At 69.1% G+C, this 25,818-nt stretch carries 25 protein-coding genes and 3 pseudogenes; 13 read left to right on the top strand and 15 right to left on the bottom strand.

Going from position 1 to position 25,818, the window contains the following annotated elements; translation table 11 throughout:
* Position 1 precedes the first annotated feature (1 nt).
* The 4 genes from ACFYOY_RS45960 to ACFYOY_RS45945 form a co-directional block, all read right to left on the bottom strand.
* Complete coding sequence (locus ACFYOY_RS45960) at positions 2-460, bottom strand: nuclear transport factor 2 family protein (protein ID WP_351887416.1); 459 nt, start codon at positions 458-460, stop codon at positions 2-4.
* Positions 457-1,209, bottom strand: a complete 753-nt coding sequence (locus ACFYOY_RS45955; RefSeq protein ID WP_351887419.1) for an aldolase/citrate lyase family protein — start codon at positions 1,207-1,209, stop codon at positions 457-459. The genes ACFYOY_RS45960 and ACFYOY_RS45955 overlap by 4 nt, the downstream gene beginning before the upstream one ends.
* Positions 1,206-2,054 carry a hypothetical protein gene (locus ACFYOY_RS45950; RefSeq protein ID WP_351887422.1) on the bottom strand — a complete coding sequence of 283 codons (849 nt, stop codon included), beginning with the start codon at positions 2,052-2,054 and terminating at the stop codon, positions 1,206-1,208. The genes ACFYOY_RS45955 and ACFYOY_RS45950 overlap by 4 nt, the downstream gene beginning before the upstream one ends.
* 151 nt (positions 2,055-2,205) lie before the next feature.
* Positions 2,206-2,679 (bottom strand): MarR family winged helix-turn-helix transcriptional regulator, encoded by a 474-nt coding sequence (locus tag ACFYOY_RS45945; protein WP_388593877.1) that lies wholly within the window; start codon positions 2,677-2,679, stop codon positions 2,206-2,208.
* Positions 2,680-2,744: 65 nt separating this feature from the next.
* Between ACFYOY_RS45945 and ACFYOY_RS45940 the strand changes: the two genes are divergently transcribed.
* Both ACFYOY_RS45940 and ACFYOY_RS45935 read left to right on the top strand, forming a co-directional pair.
* Positions 2,745-2,912, top strand: coding sequence for a hypothetical protein (locus tag ACFYOY_RS45940; protein WP_351887427.1), 168 nt, complete (start codon positions 2,745-2,747; stop codon positions 2,910-2,912).
* Between the two features lie 89 nt (positions 2,913-3,001).
* Complete coding sequence (locus ACFYOY_RS45935) at positions 3,002-3,934, top strand: NADP-dependent oxidoreductase (RefSeq protein ID WP_351887430.1); 933 nt, start codon at positions 3,002-3,004, stop codon at positions 3,932-3,934.
* A 400-nt stretch (positions 3,935-4,334) separates the two neighbouring features.
* Here the strand turns inward: ACFYOY_RS45935 and ACFYOY_RS45930 are convergent, their stop codons facing one another.
* Positions 4,335-5,099, bottom strand: coding sequence for a transposase family protein (locus tag ACFYOY_RS45930; protein WP_351887433.1), 765 nt, complete (start codon positions 5,097-5,099; stop codon positions 4,335-4,337).
* A gap of 30 nt (positions 5,100-5,129) precedes the next feature.
* Positions 5,130-6,401, bottom strand: coding sequence for an MFS transporter (locus ACFYOY_RS45925; RefSeq protein ID WP_388593873.1), 1,272 nt, complete (start codon positions 6,399-6,401; stop codon positions 5,130-5,132).
* A gap of 498 nt (positions 6,402-6,899) precedes the next feature.
* Between ACFYOY_RS45925 and ACFYOY_RS45920 the strand changes: the two genes are divergently transcribed.
* The gene (locus tag ACFYOY_RS45920) at positions 6,900-7,097 is read left to right on the top strand and encodes a hypothetical protein (protein WP_351887438.1); all 198 of its coding nucleotides are present in this window, start codon (positions 6,900-6,902) and stop codon (positions 7,095-7,097) included.
* Between the two features lie 79 nt (positions 7,098-7,176).
* On the top strand, positions 7,177-7,437 hold the full coding sequence (locus tag ACFYOY_RS45915) for a hypothetical protein (RefSeq protein ID WP_388593870.1): 261 nt from the start codon (positions 7,177-7,179) through the stop codon (positions 7,435-7,437).
* A 233-nt stretch (positions 7,438-7,670) separates the two neighbouring features.
* Here ACFYOY_RS45915 and ACFYOY_RS45910 read toward each other — a convergent pair whose 3' ends face one another.
* A complete protein-coding gene (locus ACFYOY_RS45910) occupies positions 7,671-9,818 on the bottom strand; it encodes a hypothetical protein (protein WP_388593867.1) in 2,148 nt (715 codons plus the stop codon).
* Between the two features lie 854 nt (positions 9,819-10,672).
* On the opposite strand from ACFYOY_RS45910, the gene ACFYOY_RS45905 reads away from it, so the two are divergent.
* Positions 10,673-11,083: a nuclear transport factor 2 family protein gene (locus ACFYOY_RS45905; protein WP_388593865.1), complete on the top strand. Its 411-nt coding sequence runs from the start codon at positions 10,673-10,675 to the stop codon at positions 11,081-11,083.
* Between the two features lie 18 nt (positions 11,084-11,101).
* Here ACFYOY_RS45905 and ACFYOY_RS45900 read toward each other — a convergent pair whose 3' ends face one another.
* Positions 11,102-11,854, bottom strand: coding sequence for a dienelactone hydrolase family protein (locus ACFYOY_RS45900; RefSeq protein WP_351887450.1), 753 nt, complete (start codon positions 11,852-11,854; stop codon positions 11,102-11,104).
* A gap of 395 nt (positions 11,855-12,249) precedes the next feature.
* On the opposite strand from ACFYOY_RS45900, the pseudogene ACFYOY_RS45895 reads away from it, so the two are divergent.
* Positions 12,250-12,345 (top strand): annotated as a pseudogene (locus tag ACFYOY_RS45895) (IS5/IS1182 family transposase); the annotation flags it as partial.
* A gap of 755 nt (positions 12,346-13,100) precedes the next feature.
* On the opposite strand, the gene ACFYOY_RS45890 reads toward ACFYOY_RS45895, so the two are convergent.
* Positions 13,101-13,715: a dihydrofolate reductase family protein gene (locus ACFYOY_RS45890; protein ID WP_351887453.1), complete on the bottom strand. Its 615-nt coding sequence runs from the start codon at positions 13,713-13,715 to the stop codon at positions 13,101-13,103.
* Between the two features lie 62 nt (positions 13,716-13,777).
* Between ACFYOY_RS45890 and ACFYOY_RS45885 the strand changes: the two genes are divergently transcribed.
* From ACFYOY_RS45885 to ACFYOY_RS45860, 6 genes are all read left to right on the top strand, one after another.
* Positions 13,778-14,899: an ABC transporter substrate-binding protein gene (locus ACFYOY_RS45885; RefSeq protein ID WP_388593862.1), complete on the top strand. Its 1,122-nt coding sequence runs from the start codon at positions 13,778-13,780 to the stop codon at positions 14,897-14,899.
* Between the two features lie 230 nt (positions 14,900-15,129).
* Positions 15,130-15,492, top strand: a complete 363-nt coding sequence (locus tag ACFYOY_RS45880) for a DUF2089 domain-containing protein (protein ID WP_351887458.1) — start codon at positions 15,130-15,132, stop codon at positions 15,490-15,492.
* Entirely contained in the window at positions 15,489-15,749 is a 261-nt protein-coding gene (locus ACFYOY_RS45875; RefSeq protein WP_351887460.1) for a hypothetical protein, read from the top strand. The genes ACFYOY_RS45880 and ACFYOY_RS45875 overlap by 4 nt, the downstream gene beginning before the upstream one ends.
* A gap of 20 nt (positions 15,750-15,769) precedes the next feature.
* Positions 15,770-16,201, top strand: coding sequence for a hypothetical protein (locus tag ACFYOY_RS45870; protein ID WP_351887463.1), 432 nt, complete (start codon positions 15,770-15,772; stop codon positions 16,199-16,201).
* 289 nt (positions 16,202-16,490) lie between these two features.
* On the top strand, positions 16,491-17,594 hold the full coding sequence (locus tag ACFYOY_RS45865; RefSeq protein ID WP_351888017.1) for an AI-2E family transporter: 1,104 nt from the start codon (positions 16,491-16,493) through the stop codon (positions 17,592-17,594).
* Between the two features lie 164 nt (positions 17,595-17,758).
* Positions 17,759-17,998, top strand: a complete 240-nt coding sequence (locus ACFYOY_RS45860) for a DUF6411 family protein (protein ID WP_351887466.1) — start codon at positions 17,759-17,761, stop codon at positions 17,996-17,998.
* 27 nt (positions 17,999-18,025) lie between these two features.
* Here ACFYOY_RS45860 and ACFYOY_RS45855 read toward each other — a convergent pair whose 3' ends face one another.
* The 6 genes and pseudogenes from ACFYOY_RS45855 to ACFYOY_RS45830 all read right to left on the bottom strand — a co-directional run bounded on the left by ACFYOY_RS45855 (position 18,026) and on the right by ACFYOY_RS45830 (position 25,011).
* Entirely contained in the window at positions 18,026-19,666 is a 1,641-nt protein-coding gene (locus tag ACFYOY_RS45855; protein ID WP_351887469.1) for a thiamine pyrophosphate-binding protein, read from the bottom strand.
* Positions 19,663-20,448, bottom strand: a complete 786-nt coding sequence (locus ACFYOY_RS45850; protein ID WP_388593857.1) for a cyclase family protein — start codon at positions 20,446-20,448, stop codon at positions 19,663-19,665. The genes ACFYOY_RS45855 and ACFYOY_RS45850 overlap by 4 nt, the downstream gene beginning before the upstream one ends.
* 476 nt (positions 20,449-20,924) lie before the next feature.
* Positions 20,925-21,803: pseudogene (locus ACFYOY_RS45845) on the bottom strand (ThuA domain-containing protein); the annotation flags it as partial.
* Positions 21,804-22,072: 269 nt separating this feature from the next.
* Positions 22,073-23,068 (bottom strand): aldo/keto reductase, encoded by a 996-nt coding sequence (locus tag ACFYOY_RS45840; protein ID WP_351887475.1) that lies wholly within the window; start codon positions 23,066-23,068, stop codon positions 22,073-22,075.
* A gap of 177 nt (positions 23,069-23,245) precedes the next feature.
* On the bottom strand, positions 23,246-24,592 hold the full coding sequence (gene gdhA / locus ACFYOY_RS45835) for an NADP-specific glutamate dehydrogenase (RefSeq protein WP_351887478.1): 1,347 nt from the start codon (positions 24,590-24,592) through the stop codon (positions 23,246-23,248).
* A gap of 71 nt (positions 24,593-24,663) precedes the next feature.
* Complete coding sequence (locus ACFYOY_RS45830) at positions 24,664-25,011, bottom strand: hypothetical protein (RefSeq protein WP_351887481.1); 348 nt, start codon at positions 25,009-25,011, stop codon at positions 24,664-24,666.
* Positions 25,012-25,235: 224 nt separating this feature from the next.
* Here ACFYOY_RS45830 and ACFYOY_RS45825 point away from each other — a divergent pair.
* Positions 25,236-25,496 (top strand): annotated as a pseudogene (locus ACFYOY_RS45825) (hypothetical protein); the annotation flags it as partial.
* Positions 25,497-25,818 lie beyond the last annotated feature (322 nt).

Genomic DNA, 25,818 nt, shown 5'->3' with positions numbered 1-25,818 from the left:
CCTACTCGGTGGGAACAGCCAGGACGTCGCCCGGCATGAGGAAGCGGTTCTCGATCCGCCGGGAGGCGATGAGCCATCGGCGAGCTTCGCCCTCCGCTTCGCCGACCCGGACGAAGCGGTCGTATACGTCGGCGACCAGCACCGGCACGGTCGCCGGTACCGGTGGCATTCCGTCCTGTGCGTAGAGCACCAGGGCGGACAAGGCCTCGACACGATCGCTCTCGTACCGCAGGACATGGAAGTTGGACATCAGATGACGCGAGACCCGCGGTCCCCGCGCGGTGCGGTCGCGATACACGCCGTTGATCTCGTCGGTGCCGCGGAAGGTCCGGCGCGAGAACGTCAGCTCGGCGTCGGGGGTGAAGAAACCGGCGGCCGCCGAGCCGTCGCCGTGATCGATCTCGTACCACAACGCCGTCATCAGCATGGACAGTTCGGTGTGCAGGAGGGCGAGGGTCATCGGCCGGCTCCCGGCGTGGCGGTACGTGCACCGCGGACCAACGCGTGGGCGCCCTGGCGCAGCATCGTGGTGTCGGCCCCCAGGACGAGGAAGTCGTACCCACGACGATCCAGCAGCTCCAACGCGTTGCCCGAGGCCGTGGTCCCCAGGGTGATGAGGTGGTCGGCACAGCGTCGTTCGGCCGCTGCGACGAGTTCTCCCGGCCCGCCGTCACCTTCGGGGAACTGGCCGGAGACCGCGAGATCGGTCGGGCCGATGAACACCGCGTCGACGCCGGAGACCTCACCGATCTCGACGATCGCCGAGAGGGCTCCGGGGCTCTCCGCCTGGACCACGAGGCGGACCTCGTCATTTCCGGACCGCAGATAGTCCCCGAGGGCCTCGAGCCCCCACCGGCCGGCTCGTCCGGAGGTGCTGGCCCCGCGCCGTCCGAGCGGAGGGAACCGCGTCGCTCGTACGGCGTCCCGCGCCCGGGCCGGGTCATCGACCTGCGGGACGAACAGGCCGGCCGCACCCGCGTCGAGCGGGACCTGGACGTCGCGCGGCGCGGTGCCGGCGACCCGGACGAAGGGCGCGAGCCCGCAGCCACGGGCCAGCCCGATCATGGTCGATATCGTGCGGGTGTCGATCGCCCCGTGCTCGGCGTCGATCACGACGAAGTCGAACCCGGCGAGTGCGAGCAGCTCGACGCTCTCCGGTGCGGGGAGCTTGACCCAGGCTCCGAGCCGGGGAAACGCATGGCGCGTCATGGCCGGGGCCCCTGGTATTCGGCGGCGTTGAGCACCCAGCCCTTCGCGAGGAAGTCCTCGCGCGGTGGGGCGAAGACGTCGATGAGCGTGTGCGGGCCCGCACCGATGGCGCGGGTGGTGTGCACGACGGTCGGCGGGATCAGTGTCATCGAGGGACTGCCCACCTGGACGTGCTCATCGTCGCGCCACTCACTCATCCGGGGGGTCCACGGGACCCGGAGGTGATGGGTGTAATTCCCCACGAGGGTCACCGACATCTGTTCGAAGTCCTCGTGGGAATGCGGCGAGAGCCTTTCGGTGTCGCGTGGCCCCTCGTGCACCGGAAACCAGTTCACCATCAGCGACGCCGTCCGGAAGATCCGGCCGAGGTGTCCCTCCTCGTGGGGGATGTCCCGCAGGCGATGTATCCGGATCCCGTCACCGCCGGTCTCGGTGGGCTCCGGCAGCGGTGCGGCTCGCGGGTCGGCCCCGGCAGCATGGTTGACGGCCCGCCTCATCTGCTCGTCGCAGCGGGCGGTGAACACCCGTGCCACCGTGGTCGACGCTGCCGCATGCACCGTGCTCGTGCCGGCCGGTACGACGACGAGTGCAGGCTCGGGCACGGCTGTAGAGGCCCGGCCGTCGTGCTCCACGCACACCACCGCGTCGTCCTGGACGAGCAGCACATACTCGTCGGGCAAGTGGTGCTCGGTGAGGCGGTCACCCGCTTCGAGCTCGGTGATCGCTACGACGAAATTGCGGCCGCACACCGACCACGTACGGCTGCCACCGGCGGAGATCAGGTCCGGATCACGCTCGGAGATCTCGTCGACGACGGAAGTTCCTACGATTGCAGCGATGGTCATCGGACCTCCTGGGGAACCGCTTGGATGCCATCAGCTTCCTGGCGGTCCTGCGGCGGAACAATCGCGAGTTTCCGAGCGCACCGGTCGGCTGAGCCGAACCATCCATGGAACGACGGCGTCAGAACGACAGCGTCAGGGCGTCGAACGAGGCTCACCCTCCTTCGACTTCTTGGCGCACGGTGGCGGCGATGCGGGTGAGTGCGGCGCTGAGGTGGCGGCGTTGAGCGGCGCTGAGCGGATCGAACACGAGTCGCTTCACCTGCGCGACGTGTTCCGGTGCGCTTGCCACGACCTTCTGCCGGCCCGCGTCGGTCAGTGTGGCGAGGGTGTATCGGCCGTCGGTGGGGTCGGGCCGGCGGACGACCCAGTCGCGGGATTCGAAGCGGTCCATCACCTTCGACAGGCGAGGCTGCGTGCTGTCGCAGTCCCGGGCCAGGTCGCTGAGTCGCATCGTGGCCTCGTCGGACATGGACAGCCGGGCCAGAACGCCGTACTCGAAGTTGGAGATGCCCGCATCGCGTTGCAACTGACGGTCGAGGGCCGCCGGAAGTGCGATGACGACGGTGAGCAGGGCCTGCCACAGCTCTTGCTGGTCGTCGTCGAGCCAGGGTGATGAAGTGTCCATACCCCACATCCTACTTGCCTGGGCAACTCAGATGACTTGCCTAGGCAACTCAATCGGGGTTACGTTTGACTTGCCTGGGCAAGTCAACGGGCTCCGAGGCCGCCCACCCGACGGCCGAGCACTTCGTCCCGCTGCTGCTCACCGTCGGCGCCGCTTCCGATCCCGGGAGCGCCGTGAGCGCCATCGGCCGCGTGGTGATGGGCAACTCCATGCGGTCGGTGCAGATGGACTGACGGCGGCGCTCGCCTCGCCCATGAACGAGCAACGCCCCGCACCTGCACACCGACCCACCGACCCACCGACCCACACAGAAGGAAGTGCCATGAAGGCAGTGCGTTACCACGACTTCGGCAGCAGCGAGGTCCTGCGCTACGAGGACATCGAGCGTCCGGTCCCGGCCACCGGGCAGGTGCTGGTGCGGGTGGCGGCCACGTCGTTCAACCCGGTCGACGACCACATCCGCGCCGGAGCCCTGAACGCGATGCTCCCCATCGCTCTCCCGCACGTGCCCGGGATCGACCTGGCGGGCACCGTCGCCGAACTCGGCGCGGAAGTGTCGGGCGTGGAGGTCGGCGACCGGGTCGTGGCCATGCTGCCCCTCGACGCCGTGGGCGCGGCCGCCGAGTACGTGCTCGCCCCGGCCGAGGCCCTGGCCGCGGCGCCCCGGTCGATCGACCTGGTCGACGCCGCGGCGCTGCCCCTTACCGGCCTGTCGGCCTGGCAGGTGTTGTTCGAGCTCGCCGAACTGAAGCCCGGGCAGACCGTCCTGGTCAACGGGGCAGGGGGTGCGGTGGGCAGTCTCGCGGTACAACTCGCCGTGGACGCGGGAGCGCACGTGACCGCGGCCGCCAGTCCGCGGCACGCCGAGCGCCTTCAGGGCTATGGTGCCCGAGTCGTCGACCGCCTCGATCTCGCCGCAGGCCCTGCCGCGGTGGGTGGCCCCTTCGAGGTTCTGCTGAACCATGTGCGCGGCACCGAGGACGAGGCCGCGCGGCTGTCGCGCTACGTCGCCGACGGCGGCGTGGCCGCCAGTACAGCGGGCCCGATACCGGAGGACCCCGCCCGCTCGGTACGCAGCGCCAGCCTGTGGGTCCGCAGCGACGCCGCCCAGTTGACCGAGCTGGTGGCCAGGGCCGATGACGGTCGGCTCCGCATCCACATCGCCGACCGCCGCCCGGTGGCCGAGTCGCGCGCCGTGCATGAGGACTCCGCCGCCGGGCGACTGCCCGGCAAGACCGTCCTGATCGCCCCCTGATCGCACCGGCCGGGACGCCCGCCGCTCGCTCCCCGGCCGACCGGCGTCCCGGCCCTACCAGGCTCTGTCCGGTGGATCTTCGCGCCTGTGACATCAACGGCTGCCGCCGCGGGGGCCGCGGCGTCTGGTGCAGGGGGTACCTCCCAGCGGTAGCTGGGGGAGCATCGCAAGGCGGAGGGTCGTCCTCGTACCGGGTCGTACTCGGACGATCCCGACAACGCGGCCGGGGGCACCTCCCAGCGGTAGCTGGGGGCGCCGTGCCAGGCGTCGCGGGCCCGCGAAGATCCGCCGGACAGGGCCGAGGGGCATGAGAAGGCAGAGTAGGGCCTTTATGAGATGAGTTGCCGCTTCTCAGGACCTCGATTTCCCACTCGGCTCAGTGAGGTTTTCTCATTGAAGATCACTTCCAGTGGCAGTTGAGAGCGAGGGCGGCTCGGGCTGTGTCGCCGATTCGACTGGGGCTCAGGGTGACGCGCTTCAGTGTGCGCCAGCGTTCCTTGAGCTCGGCGGCGGTGCGCTCGCCGAGGGCACGGAGGGCTCTGATCAGGGTGTTCGTGGTGCGGGTGTCGGCGTCGAGAGCTTGTTCTGACTTCCCTTTCGGGCGGCGGACCGGGACGTGGACGCCGATACCGGCGCCGATGTAGCCCTTGTCGGCCAGGGTCGGCAGGCCGTGGGCGGCCGCCTTGTACAACGCGGGCAGGACGTGCAGCCGGGCGGCGGTGATGTCCGGGGTGGAGCCTGGCTCGGCATCGGAGACCCCCAACGGGGTTCCGTCGGGGGCCGCGAGGAACTGGACGTTGCCGCCGAAGCTCTTATGTTTCTGGCTGAACCACAGGTCGTTGCCGTTGTCCCGGGTTCCGGTGAGGCGGTCGTTCTCGATGAGCATGCCGTCGAGGATCACGTGACTCATCCCCTCTTCGCGGCAGCGGTTCAATACCTCGTGCAGGTCAGGGGCTTGAGCGACGAGGACGTCGATGGCCTCGTGCAGGTAGCGGTAGCCGGTGGCCTGCGAGACTCCGGCGTCCCTGGCCAGGCAGTGCACGCAGCCGCGCTCACGGAACCCGCGCAGCACCATGACCGCCTGCCGGAATGTGCCCAGGACCCGCGACCCACGGGGCGTGTTGAGGCGCCGGCGATGCGCGACGAGCAAGCAACGCCCTGCCATCGGGCAGGGGGTTGCTCGAGATGGTCTGTTTCAGGATGCCTTTTGGCCGGCGGGCTTCTCGATCTCGGTGGTCACCCGTGCCCCTCGGAAGAGCACCGGGAGCCACAGGAGACATGCCAGCAGGGGGACCGCGGCGTAGGTGGCCATGCCCACACTGGAGCCCAGCCCGTCCATGAGCGCGCCGAGGACGAGATAGCCGATGCCGATGAGCGCCGACTCCACGAATGCGATCATCGACAGCAGGCTCGCCCGGTGGCGCGACGGCACTGCCTCGTTGAACACGTTGTCCACGATCACGGCGGTGATCTCGGGAATCCCGACCAGGACCAGGAACGCGGCGATGGTGACCCAGACAAGGCCGAGGCCGCTGAGGCCGAGTGTCGCGGCGAGCGTCAGGAGGGACACCGGGACTATGACCCGATACCCGATGCGCCGGTCCGCGCGGTCCGACAGCAGCGGAGTGAGCCCGCCAGTGAAGAATCCCGCCGATATGACCACGCTGACCAATGCGGTGCCCGCTCCCTGATCGGAGAGGGTCTTCTGCGTAAAAATGATGTACGGCGTCAAAGTCGCATGCATCAATCCGGACACCACGACAAGCGTCACGAGAGCCGGCGTGGCGACCCGAAGCACCGCCCGCCACGCTGTGGCGTCGCCGTGCTCCTCCTCGGCTCCGTCCCGCTCGTCCACCGCGTCCGCGCCGCGGATCTCGGGCACCCGTGACATCAGCACCACCACGGCCAGGACGAGGCACGCCGCCGAACCGACGTAGACGACTCCCCAGGAAATCTGCTGCAGTTGGCCGCCGAGGACGATGGCGACTCCCGAGGTGACCGTCCCGAGCATGGTGAACCGGGACTTGATCTTGACGTAGCTGGCCGTTGCACCACGACGCACGAGCAGGTCGTACAGCAGGGCGGTGTCCGAACCGGACACACATGCCATGCCCACGCCCTGCCCGATGAACAGCGCCAGGAACATCCAGTAGTTGGAGAACGCCACCTGACCGAGCAGACACCCAGCTATCAGCACCTGGCCGATCACGATGCTGGCACGCCTGCCGATTCGGTCGGCGATGACTCCCGTCGGCAACTCCGCAAGTCCGCTGACCAGGTAGAGCAGTGTCTGCAGTAGGGCCACTTGCCCGACGGAGAAGCCTCGCTGATAAAGGAAGAGGACGAATACGCCGCGCTGAAACAGCGTGTTGGCGAGCACGGCGTATACGTAGAACGGGCGCGTGACACTACGTGCTGCATCGTCGACTGCAGCCGACCCGCCAAGGGCCTCCGTCGTGCTGGTCATGCTGCGGGCTCCCCCTGGTGACTCAGGTGATCATTGGTGTTGGGCCTCCGCCGCCGACCGGAACCTCCAGTCCATACTTCGCGCAGGAGATTGGGCCGGCCATCCGGGAACCGTTGCCAGCGCCGCGGCCATCTTCACAGCCCGCAAGCACGGCCTCAACCCCATGACCGCCCTGCGCGACCTCTTCGCTGGAAACGTCTGGCTGCCGCCCGCTCACACGTAATCAAGCACCTGAGCAGTCACCCTCGATCCACCGCATGACCTCCGCCGATCCTTTTCGGCCGGTTTCCGGAGACTTCTCCAGTCCGAGGCAGCGCGAGTCGCCGGGTGGCCGTCCGGGCGGGGTCTCCAGGGTCTTTCGGGTCGTGGGCGGTCAGGTCGAGCGGCTGGTTCAGGTGACCATGCGCTGACCGGTTGCCGTCCAAGGGGCGGCGAAGTCGTGCTCCAAGCACCAGCGTTGGGGCAGGTGGCGAGTGAAGCGGTGAAGCCGCCAAAGGAGTGGCCGAACATGCCGACCTTGTCGAGATTCCCCCCGCGCCTTCCCAGCTCGTCGAGGACGAACCGGGCATCGCCGAGGCGCGCTTCGGCCGTCTTGCCCAGCTGGTCCTTGGGGATCTCAACGGGATTCTCGACCCGTCCGCCCGGAAACTCCACGGCGGTCTCAAAGCCCTCGCTCTCAACTGCCCCTGGAAGTGATCTTCAGTGAGCCTTTTCCATCCTCAGGTTGGGGCGTGGTGAAGGACGGGGACGGCCTTCACGATGTCGGTGATGCGGAGTGACCAGAATCATCATCAAGGAATTCAGCCCGCCGACGGGTACGATCGCGTCGATTCCGGTCAGCGGCACCGAGTTCCCGGCGACGTACGTCCACCACTGCCACATTCTCGAACAGGAAGACGACGACCTGATGCGCCCGTGGACGATCGTCGACCACGTCGACCACGTCGACCACGTCGACCACGTCGACCACGTCGACCACGTCGACCACGTCGACCACGTCGACCACGACGGCCACGGCGGTGGCCACGGCCACTGACGGGATCGATCGACCCGCGGGTGCCGGTGCATGCCCAAGGGGACATCCATGAGCCACGCCACCGCCTCCGTCGATGCCTCCCACGGCCCGGGCGAGCACCCGCGCCTCGTCTGGGCGGCGGTGGCGGGCCTCGGGCAACGCCCGTCGCCGTCCGGGGATGAGTACCGCAAGGCGGCGAACCTCTCCACGAGCCTCCCGCGCCATGAGTCACCCACGCACATGCGCGGCCGGCCTCACTCCTCAGCGGCGTTGAGTATCTCCCGCACCCGCGTGACCTCCCACGGGGCGTCCTCCACGGGCCAGCTCGCGCTCAGCTCTTCGAGCAGGGGGCGATGGTCCTCGATGACCTCGTCCCACATCAGCCCCCACGCCGCGGCGGCTTGAACCTCTACTTCGGGGCAGCGCGTCGCCTGGACGAGCGCCTCCGCGGAGTTGGTCCCCGGAGACTGGTCCAGCAGTGCCAGTGCCCTGACGCGGCCATGCAAGGGCATGTTCGCGTCGCAGGCGACCCTCCCGAGCGCCTCGACAAGCCGTGGGTCAGTGTCCTCCGCGTCGTTGAACACCGCTTCCACCACATCGAATACCCGCTCGCGAACGTGATCGCTCGCCGCGGCTGCCACGATCTCGGCCAGCAGGGACGGCTCTTCCACCGCCACGACGTCCAGCGCAGACAGTGCGCTGAGGCGCTTGGCCTCAAGCCCGTACACGCGGCTGAGCTCCGCCGGTGAGGGAGGCTGCCGCAGCACCTCCCGGATGCGATCGAGGACGAGTGCCCTCTCCGGTTCACGCGCTTCCTCGCCGCCCCGCTGCACGGCGCCGTGAGGACTCCACCAGTGGTCGAGGGCGATGCCCACGGCCGCCGGGTCGTCGCTTTCGAGCAACGTGCGAAGCGCCCGGTGATACGACTCGTCCACCGTGGGAGCCCGCAGTCTCTTGTGGGCGCGATACAGATCCGGGTCCGCCAGCCGGTGTCCTTCCCAGTGGACGCTGTGCGGCTTGCCGAAGATCAGCTCAACGGGGTCCTCGCCCCAGGGGCGGTGGGGAGGCCGGTCGCCCCAGTTCTCGGCGACCTCCTCCAGCATGGCGCGGTGCCGCTCCACGCCTCCCGTCCTGACCAGGTAATACGCCGCGTGAGCCTGGACCTTGGGCTCACCCTCGCGGAGCGCCCGGAGGAGGATGTCGTCCGCGTCAGCGCCGAGACTGTCGGCCAGGACGCGGATCGCCGTCTCCTTCGTGAGGGTGAAGCCGACGGAAGGGTCGAAGATCAGGCCGCCGAGGGCGGCGACGAGCCTCTCGTCCTTCACCTCGGCCTCGTCGAGCACGCCGTAGGCCATCCGGACGGCCTCCGCGCGCACCGCGTCCGAGTCCGTGCGCAGGAGAACGTCCAGCAGGAGGTCGGCGTCGCCGGGCTCGGTGTGCCGCGCCCCGATCATGTTCAGGGCGCTCACCTCGGCGGGAGACATCGGCCGCCGGAGCACCTCACGAGCGCGGGCCAGCACCTCGGGCAGGTAGGTCTCGACAGGTTCCTCGTCCTCCAGGACATGGCGCAGCCCCTCCGAGGACTCGTAATGGTCGATCGCGATGCCCACGGCGACGGGGTCCTCGCTGCGCAGCAGGGTGGCGAACGCCTGCAGGCATCCCTCGTCGCTGAGCGGGAACATCAGCTCGTCATGAGCCTTCCGGAGCACCGGATCGTCCAGCTCGGTGTCCTTCCAGTAGGTGCTGTGGAAGCCTTCGAGCGCTTGCCGTCGAATGTGCTCGGCCTCCCAACCCGCCTCCTTCGGCCAGGACTTCGCGAGCCGCATGACGCGGTCGCGGTGGACGCGGAGCCGCAGGGGCGTTGCGAGACAACCCGCCGCGTACACCTGGAGTTCCCGTTCGGACGACTCGGTGAGACGGACGATGAGGTCCTCGACCTCCGGGAGATCCAGATCGTCCAGGGCCTGCATGGCGTGCCTGCGATCCCGCACATCGAGGCCCTCGTCCAGCACCATGGTGGTGATCAGTGTCAGCAGCCGCCGGTTTGGCTCCTCGCCCTGCGCGAGGGCGGTGCCGGCCGCGAGAAGCGCCATCTCCCGCACGTCGGCGTCCGGGGCGCCTTCGAGGGCGTCGGCGATCACGTTCGCGTCCTCCTCCTCGGCGAGATGCCACATCACGGTGAGAGCGCTCGCGTGGCTGCGGCCGGACGGAGGTTGCCTGAGGAGGTCCCGGGCGGCGAAGCGCACCTCGTTGGCCAGCGGCCAGTAGGGGTTGTCCACACCCCACCGGGTGTTTGCCTGCGCCGACTGGTAATCGTCCAGGGCCCCGCGGACGACGTCGATGTCGTCGCTCTCCAGCCGGGCACTGAACTCGCCGAGGCGGGACTTCTCGCCGTCGCTCACGAGACTTCCTTCTTCATCATCTCCGCAGCCTGGCAGAGCCGTCCGGCTGGTGTCCCCGCATTTTCCCAACAGGGCGTCATCCACCACGCGACGGGAGCGCGACACTCCGCGATTTCTACCGCGCCTCTCAGACCTCCCAGCCCGCCTAAGATCGGCCCTTGCAAAGCCGTCGCCGACGGCGATCGAGTACCACTGGCCATAGGGGAGGTGGATCCTGGCACCTCGTAAGAGCACTGGTGGCACCGCCGCCAAGGCGCGAGCCGGCGACGTCATCGCGTTTCACGTACTTCTTCCCGACCTGCGACGCACCGGTTTTCACCACGGGCGTTCTGCCGACCACTGAGACGGCGCGACTCCATTTGATCAGCGGCGTCGAGGGGGCGTTGAGCACACTTGGGATGGGCTTGGACGAGGCGGTCGACCTCACCGCCGAGGAGATCGGGGCCGTGCTCTCCGCGCGGCAGCTGGCGGTCAACGAACTCGGTCGGGAACTGGCCTCGCCGTGCGGGGCCCGGTCCCTGACCCGGACATCATCCGGGCGCGGCGCAACCGGCCTGGCCCCGCCGTCACCGGGATGGTTCAACGGCCCCGTTCGAGGCCACCCCTTCGGCCCAACCCCCGGGGCGGTGAGGTCGCGAGTTCATGCGGATTTATGAGGTGACGGCGGCCGACAGCAGTCATGGATGAGCGCCCCGAGAATGCTAGACATTCTTGCCTAAATCAGACGTTGGGGGTCAGGTGGCGGATACGGAAGCGATGGTGCGTCAGTGGCAGGCCCACACCCAGGCCGAGTTCGTGACTCGGGACGTGGGTGCCACGATGCGGACCATGAGTGACAACCCGCGGTTCTGCATGTGCCCACGGGCATGGGCGGTACGGGCTTCGAGGGGGTCCGCTCCTTCTACCGAACGTGGTTCGTGGGACGCAACGCGGCCGACCTGAATGTCCAGTCGGTCAGCTGGACGGTCGGCGATATGACCGTCGTGGACGAGTTGCTGCTCTCGTTCACACACGACATCGAGGTCCCCTGGATCCTCCCCGGCGTGGCCGCGACGGGGAGGAGGGTCGACATCCCGGTGATCGCTGTCGTGGGATTCGAGGGCACCGCGGTCGCGTACGAGCACGTCTACTGGGATCAAGCCGTGGTGCTCGCCCAGGTCGACCTGCTGGACCGCGCGACCGTGGCGCGGCTGCCCATCGTCACGGCTCCGCGCGCTCTTCTGGACGGCTCCGAACCCCTGAACCAACTCGCCCAGGCCGACTGACACGTGCTTGCCGGAGCCTCAGCCGGTGGCGAGCGTGCGGTCCAGGAGAGAGAGCAGCCGGTCCCAGTGGCGCTTCAGTCCGGCGGCGCTGAAAGCATCGGTGTCGGACATGGTGAAGCCGTGGATCGTGTCGGGGTAGATCTCGCAGGTGTGGCCGACACCTGCGGCATCCAGGGCCTGGTTGAGCTCACTGATGATCTCGGGCGACAAGTCGCCTTCGGCGAGGCCGAGATGGACCTCGGCAGTGAGCTTGGGCACGAGGCGGTGTGGGCTGTCGGGCGCGTCGGTGACCACGAAGCCGGGGTGGAATCCGGCGACGGCGGCCACCTGGTCGGGGTGGGCCGCCGCGGTGCGCAACGCCAAGAGGGTGCCGATGCAGTAGCCGGTCACGGCGACCGGTCCGGAGCCGACCTCGGGCTGGGCGGTGAGGAAGGTGAGGTAGGCGTCGGCGTCGCGCAGGACGCGTTCGGTGGTGATGTGTGTCTGGAGCAAGGGCATCAGCCGGCCGATGACCGCGGGCCGGACCTCTTCTCCGATGTGCTCGGGAAGTTCGATCACCGGTGCCGGGCCGTGCCGGTAGTAGAAGTTGGGGACGAGCACGTAGTACCCGTGCCCGGCCAGTTCGCGGGCCATCTCCTGCAGTGCGGGGCGTACTCCGAAGGCGTCCGAGTACATCAGCACCCCCGGGTGCCGCCCGCCCCGGTCGGGGAAGGCGGCGAAAGCGTCGGCCTGGCCGTCCGCGGTGGGAATCCGCAGTGTCTTGGTGGGCATGAATTCTCCTGTCGTGGTTGATGTGTGGAACCTGTGATCAACACGACGGAGGCGGAGCTCGCGCGTCAGCGCAACATCCTCGATCGAAGAGCGGGCCCGCACCGGCCCGTACGGCGCTCAGGAGAGCACCGGGTCACCAATCCGTGCGTGGCGCGATGCCGTCCCGGGATTCATGGCCACAACGTAGTCCACGGAACAAGGCCGACGCCAGCGCCCCGGGTCCACGGTGCCCTTGACGATCTCCTCTGGCGATCTCCTCGTCGGAGTCGCCGTGCACCCCGTAACCGGTGACGAGCCGCTCTCAGGCGAGCAGGTCCAGCACGTCGACCACGGCCTGCCTGCCTCCGGTGAAGCCGAGGGAGCCGCCCAGTCGAGGGCGTCGGGCAGCCCCTGCTCGAGGGATCAACCGGCTCAAGGTGTTCCGCGCGGTAGCGACCCGCTTCGACGAGCGTACTTTGGTCTTCGCCGGCACCGTCACCCTTGCCGCGATCGGGCCACCCGCCCGAAAATCAGTGGAGCCACACTTCCGTGTGCCGTTACCGTGCTCCCGCCCACAGTCACTCCGTCAAGGACATGCCGTTGTACACCAAGTGAGACCCCCCGAGCGCTGATCCATCGCGCGTCGCACCTGTGCGCCGTGCTCCTTTTCGCTGCGGTCTTCTCACTGGAAGCGGTGTAACTCTGTGTCCAAGAACTGGGTGGTCGTGCCCACCTGCCTGCCGATCGTTCTCCGCCGTTGCCACAGGTGCGCCTCCGGGCGCTTCCGGGCGAACGGCAAAATCCGCGTCAATGCGAACCGCGAGCTCCTCAACGCCTGGCTCCTCGCGCTGTTGCGTTCCGTGCAACCCGAGCGCCTGAACCCGCTGCACGACAGCGGCCCCGGTCTGGTGACCGAACCGCTCCAGGACCCGGTCGTACGGCGCCGCGACGTGGGCGGCTCGGGTCGGCCCGATCGGCCGGCCTGGCAGTCGCCGTACGGTCCGCCGCCGCACCGGGCACACCGCGGCCGGTGGGCGCCTGTGCCGGGGTTGGCCAGCTCTCAGTCCGCTGTGCGGCGTGGATACCTGTGCGGCCGGTGCGACTGATCGCCGATGGCTTCGGCTTTTCGCGAGCCGAAGCGAGGACGCACAACCCGACGACCGTGCACAAGGTCACGTGGCGCGCCGACAATACGTGCTGACGTGGCCGCATGGCGGGTGCTTCCCGATAGGAGGCGCCCGCTTTCCGTCGGCCCCGGACGGAGGTGTCACGGGACGTCGTAGGTCAGGTGGGTCACGGTCGATGTCGAGGTCACGCTCCGCTGCACCAGTGTGCGTGGGGCGCCGCCGGTGAACAGTGGCGTCCCGGGGCCCAGTACGACGGGCGCGAGGTGCAGTGTCAGCTCGTCGACCAGCCCGGCGGCGAGCGCCGAGCCGATCGTGGCGCCGCCGCCCATGAGGAAGGCGTGGAGGTTCTTGCCGCTGGTGGACGACGCCGCCTCGGCGTGCTCGCGCGCGGCGGTGACGGCGTCGGGCAGGCCGGTCGTGACGAAGGTCCAGTCGAGGTCGGTGAGCCGCACCGACGTCGGCGGCGAGCTTGTCACGACGATGAACGCGGGCTTGCCGACCTCGCCGGCGCCGTAGCCGGTCGTGTCGTCCCAGCCGTTCGGCCCGTCGACGATGTCGAAGAGCCGGCGGCCGAGGACGACGGCGCCCGAGCGGGCGGTGGCCTCGCGCAGGATCCGGCGGTCGTCGGGGTCCTCGGAGAACGCCCAGGTGTGCAGGGCCTCGCCGCCGGTGCCCAGACCGTTGTCCGGGCCGGGGTCGGGCCCGGTGACGAAGCCGTCGAGGGATACCGAGATGTCAGCGATGATTCGAGTCATGCCAGGGCAGACTCGATCGGCCAACCGAACTCATTGCTGACGCGTGAAGGAGACGCAAACACATGAATGCGCCACCATCGCCACCATCGTCGCCTGGAGCGGAGCGGACTGACGGGTCAGCCGTCCAGATAGGCGCTCTCGTTCCGCTGACTCGGCCCGGCTGGGTCGAGGCAGGCCAACACCTCCTCGCTGGGCTCGAGTTGGCCGTTCGCGAAGTCAATGACGGCGGCGGGATCGGCGGAAGACCACTCGAGCTGGTGGTCCGGGACACCGCGGCTGATCCACAGAGGGCCGCGGCGGCCGTCGACGAATTGGCTCGTCTGGGCGTGGCCGCCTTGGCGGGGGAGTACCACAGCGTCGTCGCTCGCGCCGCTGCGGCCAGGGCCGACGCCCTCGGCCTGCCGTTCCTCTGCTCGTCAGCGGTTCTCGACGGGCTCACCGAAGAGCCGACGGAATGGGTCGCGCGCCTCGCCCCGGCGCAGTCCCACGGCTGGCAGATCTACGCGGACTTCCTCCTCGGCGCGGGCCACAGCCGAATCGCCGTAGCGGCCCAGCCGAGTGTCTACTGGGCATCCGGGACCCGCATTCTGCGGGACTACCTCGCGCCACGCGGCGGCACCGTCCTCGAACTCGACATGCGCGCGCCCACCCCCGCGGCGGTGTGCGACGAGCTCGTCGAGCATCGTGCGACAGCCCTCCTTCTTCTGGTCGGCCACCCGGAGCCGGCCGTGTCGATCGTCAAGGCTGTCCGCCGCGACGAGCGCCTCGCCGAGGTGATGATGGGTGCTCCGGCCGGGCAACCGGAGTTCGCCGAATGGGCGAGGTTGCTGGGCGACGACAGCGCCGCGATCCCGTTCTTGCGCTACCTGCCCGAACGCCTGAGCCCACTCGGTGCACGAGTCGGGACGGCCCTTCGCGAGCGGCTGGCCGAAGCGCCCTCCTTCGTCGCCTTCGAGGGCTACGACACGATCGCCGTCCTCGCCCAGGTGCTGCGTTCGCATGGCGTGGACCGGGCGCGCACTGCCGAAGCCTGGCCGCGCGTTGCGGTCGAGGGCACCCGCGGGCAGATTCAGTTCTCCCGCACGCCGGGCATCAGCGTGTGGCAATGGGCTTGGACCCCCGTCCAGGTCGTTGATCGGGATCCGGCGGACCCCGATCGCTTTCGGGTCCGCCACGCCGGCTGAGAGAGCACGGAGGTCCGACTGACTCCGACTGGCCTGTTCTCCACGTGCTACCCGGACGACCGGTCCGGTGGGGCGCCTGAAACCCGCGGGCGACAAGGACGTGGCCTGGCTATCTCACACCGAGATATTGAAGATCAAATGAGAAAAATCAAGGTTCTTGGATTGGCAGCTTAAAAAACTCAAGGTACAAATGAATGGCGGGCACGTCGCCGAGAGCAAGGGGGCCGAGGGTGGACTGGCAGGAGCTGACGGACCTGACGCAGGGACGGCCGTTCGTGGTCGAGCGGGTCCGCCTCGTCGGCAGCGGCGTCGTGGTCGAGGGGCAGTTCGAGACGCCGCAGCTGGCTCAGCTCAGCGTCGACGACCAGGTGTTCGTCGCCGCGTTCGTACGGTCGCACGGTTCGATCAAGGAGATGGAGCGGACCTTCGGGGTGAGCTACCCGACGATCAAGTCCCGGCTGAACCGGATCGCCGAGGCTCTCGACTTCGTCGACACCGACCCGGCGCCCACCGGCGCCGACGTCGTTGACCGCCTGCGGCGGGGGGAGATCAGCGTCCAGGAGGCGCTGGCCGAGCTGGAGCGGTCCCGGTGATTCCGCAGCTGGTGACGGTGCGCCATCGCCGTCCCGACGGACGCCGGCTGCGGCTGTACATCCCCGTCCTGCCGGTGCTGCTGGTGCTGTCGCCGCTGCTGCTGCTCGCCGTGCCGGCCGGACTGGTCGCGTGCCTCGTCTTCCGGGTGAGCCCGGTGGGCGCGCTGCGCGGCACGGGGCGGCTGCTGTGGGCACTGCCCGGCACCCGGTTCGAGATCGCGCAGGGCCGAACGGCCGTGCTGGTAAGCGTCAAATGAGCCAGAGGGGGAGAACAACGATGAACGAACAGCGTCGCCAGATCCTGCAGATGCTGGCCGAGGGCAAGATCACCGCGGACGAGGCCGAGCGGCTGATCGACGCCCTCGAGCGAGAAGAGCCCGAGACGCCGCGGGGAGCCTCACCCCGCCCGAAATCGCGGCCCAAGTATCTGCGCGTGGTGATGAGTTGGGCAGACGGCTCCGGCGGCGACGAGCCGGGCCGCATCAACGTCCGGGTCCCGCTGCAGCTGCTGCGCGCCGGGGTCCGGCTCACGAGCCTCGTCCCTCCGCAGGCGCTCACCCGGGTCAACGCGGAGCTGAACAAGTCAGGGGTGCCGATCGACCTCGCCGAGCTCAAGCCGCAGCATCTCGAGGAGCTCATCGATCAGCTCGACGACGTCACCGTCGACGTCGACGACCCCGACGCCAAGGTGCAGGTGTTCTGCGAGTGAGTTGCGGGGCGTCGGCGCTGTCGACGGCCCCGCCTTCCTGACGAACTCACACCTCACCACGGCCGGTGACTCGCGGGTGAGTGGCGCCGACGGTGACATCGACATCGCGCGCGCCGAGGGATCGGACACCGCCACCACCACCCACGGCACCCCGCGTATCGCCCAAGTCGGCTGCGGCACCGACCCGGAGAAGACCACCGGCCGTCGGTCCTCGCGGCAGCGGCGCGGCGTGGGTTCCCGGCGAGGGTGCTCCTGGACAGCAGCAATAGCCATGGGGTACGGGTGGCTCATGCCTCCCACGTTGAGTTCAACGAAATCCCGCGTCGCGCTCCGCCAATCGGCGCGTATCTCCCTTGATTTGCTTCTGGTCCTCGCCATGACCACGGTGGTCCTGTGGGGCCTGGGCCAGATGTGGTCGGTGGTCTGGCCACTAGTGGTCGGCCTACTCCTTACGACACTGACCTGGCCCCTGGCCCGCTTTCTGCGTGGGCACGGGTGGCCGCCCGCTCTGGCGGCCTCGGTCGTGACCGTGCTGTTCCTCCTGGTCGCCACGGGCATCGTGGCGCTGATCGCGGTGCCGGTGGCGTCCCAGTCCGGCGAACTGACCGACCGTGTGACCGAAGGCATCCAACAGGTGCGTGAATGGGCCGCCGGGCCACCGCTGAACATCAGCGATGCCCAGATCGCCAAGGCCACCGACACCGCGGCCGACCGGCTGCAGAGCAGTGCCGGCAGCTTGGTCACCACTGTCGTCACCGGGGTGAGCACCGTGATCGATGGTGTGGTCACCGCCGTCCTCGCGCTCTTCTTGATGTTCTTCTTCCTCAAGGACGGCCCGCGGTTCCTGCCGTGGCTCACCCGCCAACTGCCCGGTCGGCTCGCCACCGACATCCCCGTGGTGGCCGCGCGCGGTTGGGACACTCTGGGTGCCTTCGTGCGGTCCCAGGCGTTGGTCGGCCTGCTCGACGCCGTCTTCATCGGACTCGGCCTGTGGGCTTTGGGAGTACCGCTGGTGCTGCCGCTGGCGGTCCTGACCTTCATCTGCGCGTTCGTGCCCATTGTGGGGGCCCTGTTCGCGGGTGCGGTCGCGGTGCTCATCGCGTTGGTGTCCAACGGCACGACGGACGCGCTGATCACGCTGGCGATCATCGTCGTGGTGCAGCAGCTGGAGGGCAATGTGTTCCAGCCCATGATCCAAAGCCGTGGGCTCGGCCTGCACGCGGCAGTCATCCTGCTGGCGGTGACGTTGGGCGGCAGTCTGGCCGGGATCGTGGGCAGTCTGCTCGCCGTACCGGTTGCCGCGCTGATCGCGGTGGCCTGGAACTACCTGCGCGAGCAGCTCAGCCACCCGCCGGAGGAGCTGGAGAGCAACGAGCAGCCTGTCGTGTCGTAAACCTTCGGTGTCGGCGCCGACCCCGCCGGCGCCGACCCCGCCGGCGCCGACCCCGCCGGCGCCGACACCGAAAGCGCATCGGGCGCTGTCGGCCGGGCGGCGGCGCATGCGGTCGGCCAGGCGGGGTACTCGGCAGACACACTTCGTATGAGGAGTACTTCGCCATGATTTTCGGCATTGTTGGCATCTGCGTCCTACTGGCCGTGCTGGCCTTCCTGGTCCCGCGCCTGTCCCGGCACCCCGAACGGGGCACCCAGCGGACCCTGGGAGCCGGATCACGCGTCGGTGGCAAGGCCCCCGGCATCCTGGGGCGGCTCCTCAGCAAGCCCTTCCGCAGCAGCTCCAAGGCGGTCGGCCGCAGCGGCTCCGCCGGACGGCGGGCCCGCGGCCGCATGCCGTTCTAGACAGGAGTCCGGGGTCCCGACGGCTGCTCAGTGACCGCGGAACGCCTCCTCCAGCCACCAGGCCCCGTGATCGCCGACCACCTTGGCGTCGATGAGCAGTGGCGCTGATCGTGGTCCGGCGACCCAGTCCTCGACGGCCTTGAGGTCCGCGGGCGTGCGTACGGTCACCGCTTCGAAGCCGTACCCTCGCGCCACGGCGGCGATGTCCGTCGGCGGGAACTCGACGGTATCGAGCGGGTATCCGCCGGGCCTGAAGTGGTGCACCTCCGCCCCGTAGGCGTCGTCGTTGTAGACGACGACCACCATCGGCAGCCCGAGGCGGCGCACCGTGTCGAGTTCGGCGGCGCTCATCAGCGCACCGCCGTCGCCGAGCGCGGCCACGGGCAGCCGGTCCGGCCGTGCCAGCGCCGCTCCGGTGGCCGTGGCAAGGCCCAGGCCGATCGACTGGAACGCCTGGGTGAAACACAGGCCGTCGTGGTCCGGCACGGACAGGTACATGGTCGGGTAGCCCATGAAGTTTCCGGAGTCCACGCCCATCACCCGCTCGGCGGGGAGGATGTCGTCGAGCGCGATGCTCAGCGTCCTCGGGTCGATCCGGTCACGGCTGCTCTCGTCTTCGTACGGCACATCCCGCCACCGCACCCGTGCGGCGATGGCCGCCCCGTTGTCGGCGGTGCGGTAACCCTGCCGTTGCCGTCCGGGCGTATCGAGCACCTGCCGTGCGGTGAGCTCCACATCGCCGGTGACGCCGAGATGCACCTCCCGGTGCGCACCGAGCGCCGAGGCATCGTCGTCGACCTGCACGACGGTCGTGTCCGGGCCGATCAGCCGACCGTGCCGCATCGTCCACATATTCAGCGCGCAGCCCCAGCCCACGATCAGGTCCGCCCCCTGGATCAGCTCTGCCGTAAGGGGGGACGAGAAGCCGCCGGACACGTCGAGCGACCACGGGTCGTCGTGGAACAGTCCGCGGGCGACGGCCGACGTGGCCAGCAGCGCACCGTGGCGCTCGGCGAGTGCCACGAGGGCATCGCGGGCACCGATCGCGCGCGATCCCCGGCCGGCCACGAAGACCGGACGTCGTGCCCGCTCGAGCACCTGCGTCAACGCCGCCACGTCGGCCGGCACCGGTTCGACCGCGGTCCGTTCGGGGGGCGGCGCGGCCAGGGCCGGTGCGTCGTCGGGCGCGTCCAGGGCCTGCACGTCCAACGGGAGGTTGAGCAGCACGGTGCGCCGTTCGTGCAGGGCTCGCCGCACCGCGGCGCATGCCTGCTCGACCGCGTCCTGCGCCGACGTCACACGCGCGGTGACCGCGCCCACCGCGTGCGCCAGCGCCTCTTGGCCGACGGAGAAGTTGGACCTCGGCTCGGTCGCCTCGGCCGCCAGCACGAGGAGCGGCGTACGGCTCTTGGCCGCCTCGCCGATACCGGTGATGGCGTTCGTCAGTCCGCACCCCTGATGCACGGTCAGCGCGGCCACCGTGCCGCTCATCCGCGCGTAGGCATCGGCCATCGTGGCCGCGCCACCTTCATGGCGTGCGGCGACGAACCGGGTACCCGCCGCCACCATGGCGTTGGTGAGGTGGAAGTTGCCCGAGCCGACCACGCCGAATGCATGGTCGACACCTGCGGCGGACAACGCCCGGCCAACGGCTTCCGCGACCTTCATGAGCGCTCCACCAGCGCGAGCACCCGCGCGGGAGCCCCGGACCCGGTGACGATGGGCAACGGCCCCGCGATGATGACGGCGCCGGTCGGTGGCAGTGCCGAGAGATTCTGCAGCTGCGTCAGCCCGTACTTGTCACTGCCCATGAGATAGGAGTGACACGGGAAGGCCGGGTCGAACGAAGGCGCCTGTCCGGCGTCGGTGCCCACCGTTTCGACACCAAGGCCGATCACCGGCGACTCCTCCGCCACCCACCGAGCGCATTCCGGTGCCAGGCCGGGAGTGTGCGGGCCGCGCGCGTCGGCGTTGAGGAACGGCTCCTGCGCGTGCGAACGTGCGTCCCACCCGGTACGCAGCAGCAGCCAGCCACCCTCGGGCAGCGGCCCGTTCTCGGCCTCCCATGCCTTCACATGCGCCACCTCGACGAGGAAGTCGGGGTCCGCCTCCGCCTCGGCGGAGAAGTCCAGCACGGCCGCCGGTGCGATCAGCCGCCCTGCTGGAACCGACGCCACGTCGGTGAGGTCCTTCCCGGTGACCCAGTGGTTCGGCGCGTCGAAGTGCGTGCCCGTGTGCTCACCGCTGCGGAAGTTGTTCCAGTACCAGGCCGGTCCCCGGTCGTCGTACCTGCTGATCTCCTCCAGTTCGAACACCGCGGTCTGGCCGAACTCGGAGGGTAGCTGGATCACCGGCGTGGAGGACGACAGGGGCGAGGTGAGGTCGACGACTTCGATGGCACCACTTCGCAACCCGGTGGTCAGGGCGGCGAGGACGGATTGGGGGGACATGACGGCCTCCTGCACATGAGGGCTGATCGTGTGCCGTGCATCAATGCATCACTGCAGGTCGTAGGGGCCTGGCAGGGTCCGCAGGTGTGCAGGGACTCTACCCGAGTGATCATCACTGGGGTATCAGGTGACGCGGAAGCGGCTGCCGGTTTCCGTGGTGCTGCCGCACGCGGTGACGCGACAAGAGCACTAGTCCCGGCAGCATACCTAGCGTTGCTAAGAATCGTCGTGTCAGCCATCAACGAGCGCCGGTGAACGTGAACGCGCCCACGGCACCCGCTGATCGCGGCGGCCGCGCGCACGACCGATGCCCCCGGGATCCGCCGCACGGCTCCGCGCGATGAAACGAACGTGGCCGCCCCGGTTTCCCGGGGCGGCCTGGGCGGGGGTGGTCGGGAGGTGGGCTCCCGGAGTGTCCCCCTGGGTTCTCGGTGGTGCGGGGGCTACTTGTGCGGCATGGACGTCCGGGCGGATTCGGCGGTGGAGGCGGCCGGTGACTGGGCGCCGCCCGCGCCGCCGAGCCACTTCAGGCCGTCGAGGAGGAACCGGTTCTGTGTCTCGCTCGCGAAGGTGGACGACAGGGGGGTGTTGGTGTCGTAGTCCATCGCGTTGTGGCCGAAGTTCGCGTACAGCATCTTGTACTTGCTGTTCGTCCACAGGATCGGGTAGTAGCCGCTGTACCAGGTCTGGTTGGGGTCGGTGCCGAGCGGGAAGCTGCTCGGGTCGACGGAGGCCAGGATCTTGATGTCCGGGTTCTGCCGCAGGTCGTTGGACCAGCTGTACCACTCGCTGACCGACGAGGTGAAGGTGGCGGGCAGGGCCTTGGTGGACGGGTGGGTGCGGTCCTCGACCTTCAGGGTGGCCGTGGTCGGTCCCCAGGTGTTGGACTTGAAGTTGCCGCTGCCGAGGAACTCATTGTGATACCAGGGCCAGCTCTGCGCCTCGGTGGTGAAGGCCGCCACGTGGAACCCCATCCAGGCGCCACCCGCGCGCATGTAGCGCTCGAAACCGGCACGTTGGGCGGAGGTCTGCGGCAGGTCGTCGAGGAAGAGCACCACCTTGTAGTCGTCGACCCCGCCGTCGGCGAGCAGGTTCCAGTTGTTGCTCGCCGTGTAGGTGAAGCCGTTCTGTTCCGCCTGCTGGGGGAACCACTCGTTCGCTTCGTGGACGAAGTTGATGTGGGCGGCGTCCCACGTTCCGTTGTACAGGGCCAAGACCTTGAACGGGGCGGCCGCGCTGCGCGCCGTCGCGTGGACGGGGGCGACCGCCAGGCCCAGCAGCGTGGCCAGCAGCACCAGCAGCCGTATGGCCACGGACGCCGTCCTGGGCGATCCGATGTCTCTGCTCTCCTGCATGTGCGCTCCTCGCTGTGCGGATGTTGCCGCTGTCACGGGTGGGGGATCTGGACACCGACGGCCAACGCCGACACAGCTGCGGAGCGGGTTTGTCCACCATCGCAGAGGCACGGCTTTTCGCAGACGGGCGATGGGTGAAGTTAAAGGTCTGAACCAGACACGTCAAGAGATGAAGCAAGAAGAGCACCACGGCGAGGTTCGCCTGAAGAAGTCGAACGCGCCCTATGTCGCTCTGTGGGTTTTCTGTCGCCGCCCCGCCGTGATCCCGCTCAGCGCCCCAGAATCCGGTCGACGTCGGCCATCTGCCCGGCGGTGAGCGGCCCCTTCGCGATGGCGCCCGCGTTTTCCTCGGCCTGGGCGACCGTACGGAAGCCGGGGATCGGGATCGTCCGCGGGCTGCGGGCCCAGATCCAGGCGAGGGCGCCCTGGGCGAGGGTGCGGCCGTCGCTGGTGAGGAGGGACCGCAGGGCGTCGACACGCTGGAGCCAGGCCGGGTCCGCGCCCGTGTTCGCGAGGAAGCCCGGCAGCCAGGCGGGGGGTGCGTTGCGGATGTCCGCGTTGTCCAGGGCGCGCCCGGCGGTGTGCTTGCCGGTGAGCAGTCCCATGGCGAGGGGGCTGCGGTTGATGCTGGCGAGGTCCGACTCGGCGCAGAGGGCGAGGAGTTCGGGGGCGTCCTGGAGGATGTTCAGGCGGTGCTGGACGGCCGCGCAGTGCGGGCCCTGGGCGAAGACGGCGGCCCGGGCGGGGTCGTCCGTGCTCCAGGCGTACGCGCGGATCAGGCCCTCGCGGACCAACTCCTCGCAGGTCTCCCGGAGTTGAGAGGCGCGTTCGGGGCCTGCGTCGGAGATGTGGAGTTGGTACAAGTCGACGTGGTCCGTGTTCAGCCGCCGCAGTGAGGCGGTCAGGGCGCGGCGTAGGTGTTCCGGGGAGTCGTCCTGCCCGTCGCAGACGCGGGTCCGCTCGTCGAAGAGGTTGCCCCATTTCGTCGCGATGACGACGTCGGTACGGTGCTTGCCGAGGGCGCGGCCGAGCAGGCGTTCGCTGTGGCCGGTGCCGTAGGCGTCGGCGGTGTCGAAGAAGGTGACGCCGAGGTCGAGTGCGCGCTGAATCGCCCGTACGGACTCCTCGTCGTCGACCTTGCCCCAGCCCAGGGGCTGCCCGTCGGCGGACTGCCACTCACCGCCGATGGCCCAGCAGCCGAAGCCGAGAGCGCTCACCTCGATGCCGCTGCGGCCCAGTGTTCTGTTGTGCGCCGTGGTCTCCATGCCCGGGGACAGTAGGAGTTGGAGCGCACACGAAGGCAAGCCTTGGCGAGATTGCCTTCGTGTGCACGAGGTTGCCTTCGTGTGCGACGTCGGGTGCGTCTTCGGATGCGCCGCCGGACGCGATGTCGGGTGCGCTTTCGGATGCGCCGCCGGGCGCGACGTCGGGTGCGCCGAGGGTCAGATGACTCCCTGGGCCATCATCGCGTCCGCGACGTGGCGGAAGCCCGCGGTGTTCGCGCCGAGCACATAGTCCTCGGCGTCACCTCCGTAGATCTCGGCGGAGGCGCGGCACTGGGCGTGGACCTGCCGCATGATGCCGGCGAGCTGGTCCTCCGTGCGCTCGAAGGTCCAGCGGTCGCGGGAGGCGTTCTGCTGCATCTCCAGCGCGGAGGTGGCGACCCCGCCCGCGTTGGCCGCCTTGCCCGGGCCGAAGAGGACCCCCGCGCCGCGGAACACCTGGACCGCCTCGGGTGTGCACGGCATGTTCGCGCCCTCGGCCACGGCCAGCACACCGTTCTTCACCAGCGCGCCGGCGTCCTGCTGGTGCAGCTCGTTCTGGGTCGCGCACGGCAGGGCGATCTCGCACGGCACGTCGAACACCGACCCCCGGTCGGAGAACCGCGCACTCGGCTTCGCCTCGGCGTAGGCGGAGAGCCGGGCGCGGCGCACCTCCTTGATCTCCTTGAGCAGGGCCAGGTCGATGCCGTTCTCGTCGACCAGGTAGCCGGAGGAATCGGAGCAGGCCACCACGAGGCCGCCCAGGGCGTGGACCTTCTCGATGGCGTAGACGGCGACGTTCCCGGACCCGGATACCACGACCCGGCGTCCGTCGAAGCCCTGACCGCGGGTGGCGAGCATCTCCTGGGCGAAGAAGACCGTGCCGTAGCCGGTGGCCTCGGTACGGGCGTGTGAACCGCCCCAGCCGACCGGCTTGCCGGTCAGCACACCGGCCTCGAAGCGATTGGTGATCCGCTTGTACTGGCCGAAGAGGTAGCCGATCTCACGGCCGCCCACGCCGATGTCCCCGGCGGGCACATCGGTGTGCTCGCCCAGATGCCGGTACAGCTCGGTCATGAAGGACTGGCAGAACCGCATCACCTCGGCCTCCGAGCGGCCCTTGGGGTCGAAGTCCGACCCGCCCTTGCCGCCGCCGATCGACAGCCCCGTCAGCGCGTTCTTGAAGATCTGCTCGAAGCCGAGGAACTTCACGATGCCGAGGTTGACGCTCGGGTGGAACCGCAGGCCGCCCTTGTACGGCCCCAGGGCGCTGTTGAACTCCACCCGGAAACCGCGGTTGACCTGCACCGTGCCCTGGTCGTCCACCCATGGGACCCGGAACATCAGCTGTCGCTCCGGTTCGCACAGCCGCTCCACGATCCGGGCGTCCGCGTACTCCGGGTGCGCCTTGAGCACGGGGCCTATGGCGTGCAGGACTTCGTGGGCCGCCTGGTGGAACTCCGTTTCCCCGGGGTTCCGCCGGCGGAGGGTGTCGTAGACGGCTTCGATCTGGGCGCTGACGTCCATATGGTGTCTCTCTGTTCAGGTGTGGGCGAGCCGGGTGTGGATCGGTGGGTCGTGCGGTTGCCGCGCCCAGGTTAGGGGCTCGGGGCGGACCAGCCGATCAGGGCGCCGCGCAGGGCGGGCACGAGGCGGGTGGCCGCCTCGTCCTCGGTACGTCCGCTCTTGATGAGGTCGAGGATGTCCCGCGGATCGAACAGCGCGTTCCACACATACAGGGCCTCGTCCCCGAGATCCCCTGGACCGAGTTCCTCGGTGGTCTGCCGCAGCGGTTCGGTGAGTGCCTCCGCCTGCGGGGTGGGATAACCGGTGCCCTCACGCAGCCGCTCCAGACAGCCACGGTGCGACCGCATCTGTGCCGTCGCACCGCCGTGTTCCAGCACGAGGGAGACCCAGTACCGCGACACCGCTTCGAGTCGCACCATGCCTCGCGTGGTCTGCCGGCTGCTGAAGTCCCTAGTTCGCAGCCCACTTGGGCCCGGAACGCGTGCGGGATCCCCTCGACGGAGGAGAAGTGCCGGTAGGCCGTCGCGGTGGACACCTCGGCGTGCTTGGCGATCTCGGCCAGGCTGACCGGCGTCGGCGAGTCCTCGAACAGCAGCGCGGCGGCCTTGATGAGTGCCTGCGGGTGCGCTCGGTGTCACTGCGCATGGGTCGACTCCTCGTCGGGTGGGGGACGGCGTTCACCGCAGGGCCGACAGGCCCTCGGCCAGTCGGCGTACGCCCTCGGTGCTGGCCTGCGCGCTGCCAGCGCTTCGCCGTCCATGGTGCCGCCGGGGCGGTCGTCGACGGATATGTGCGCGACGCCGCGATCATCGAAGAGCTCGGGGTCCCGGTCTTTGCCCGCGGGCTCACGCCCGCCGGGCCGTTCAAGAACGGCCCGGGCACGATCGGCGAACCCGTCGCCATGGGCGGCGTCGTGGTGAACCCCGGAGACATCGTCGCCGCCGACGTGGACGGCGTCATCGTCATCCCGCCGCACCGGGCCGATGAGCCGCTCAGGAGGAGATCGTGGCCCGCGAGGCGGCGCTGGACGCCGAGGTCGAAACGCTGCGGAACCAGGCCAAGGCCGTCCGCTGAACGGCCAGGACGAGACGACTCGTTCATCGTCTCCTTCGAACGGATCCGCGACGAGATCCGGGGGGGTGCCTCTATGTCTTTCGTCAAGCGAGGCGTGGGGTTCTGGGTTGGTAGAAGGTGCCGTCTCGGAGCATGGCGAACAGCACGCTGAT

The organism is Streptomyces sp. NPDC007875 (genome assembly GCF_042868035.1).
GTDB lineage: Bacteria > Actinomycetota > Actinomycetes > Streptomycetales > Streptomycetaceae > Streptomyces > Streptomyces antimycoticus.
The sequence above is the reverse complement of the archived record's forward strand: the minus strand, read 5'-3'. Positions and strand labels throughout refer to the sequence as shown.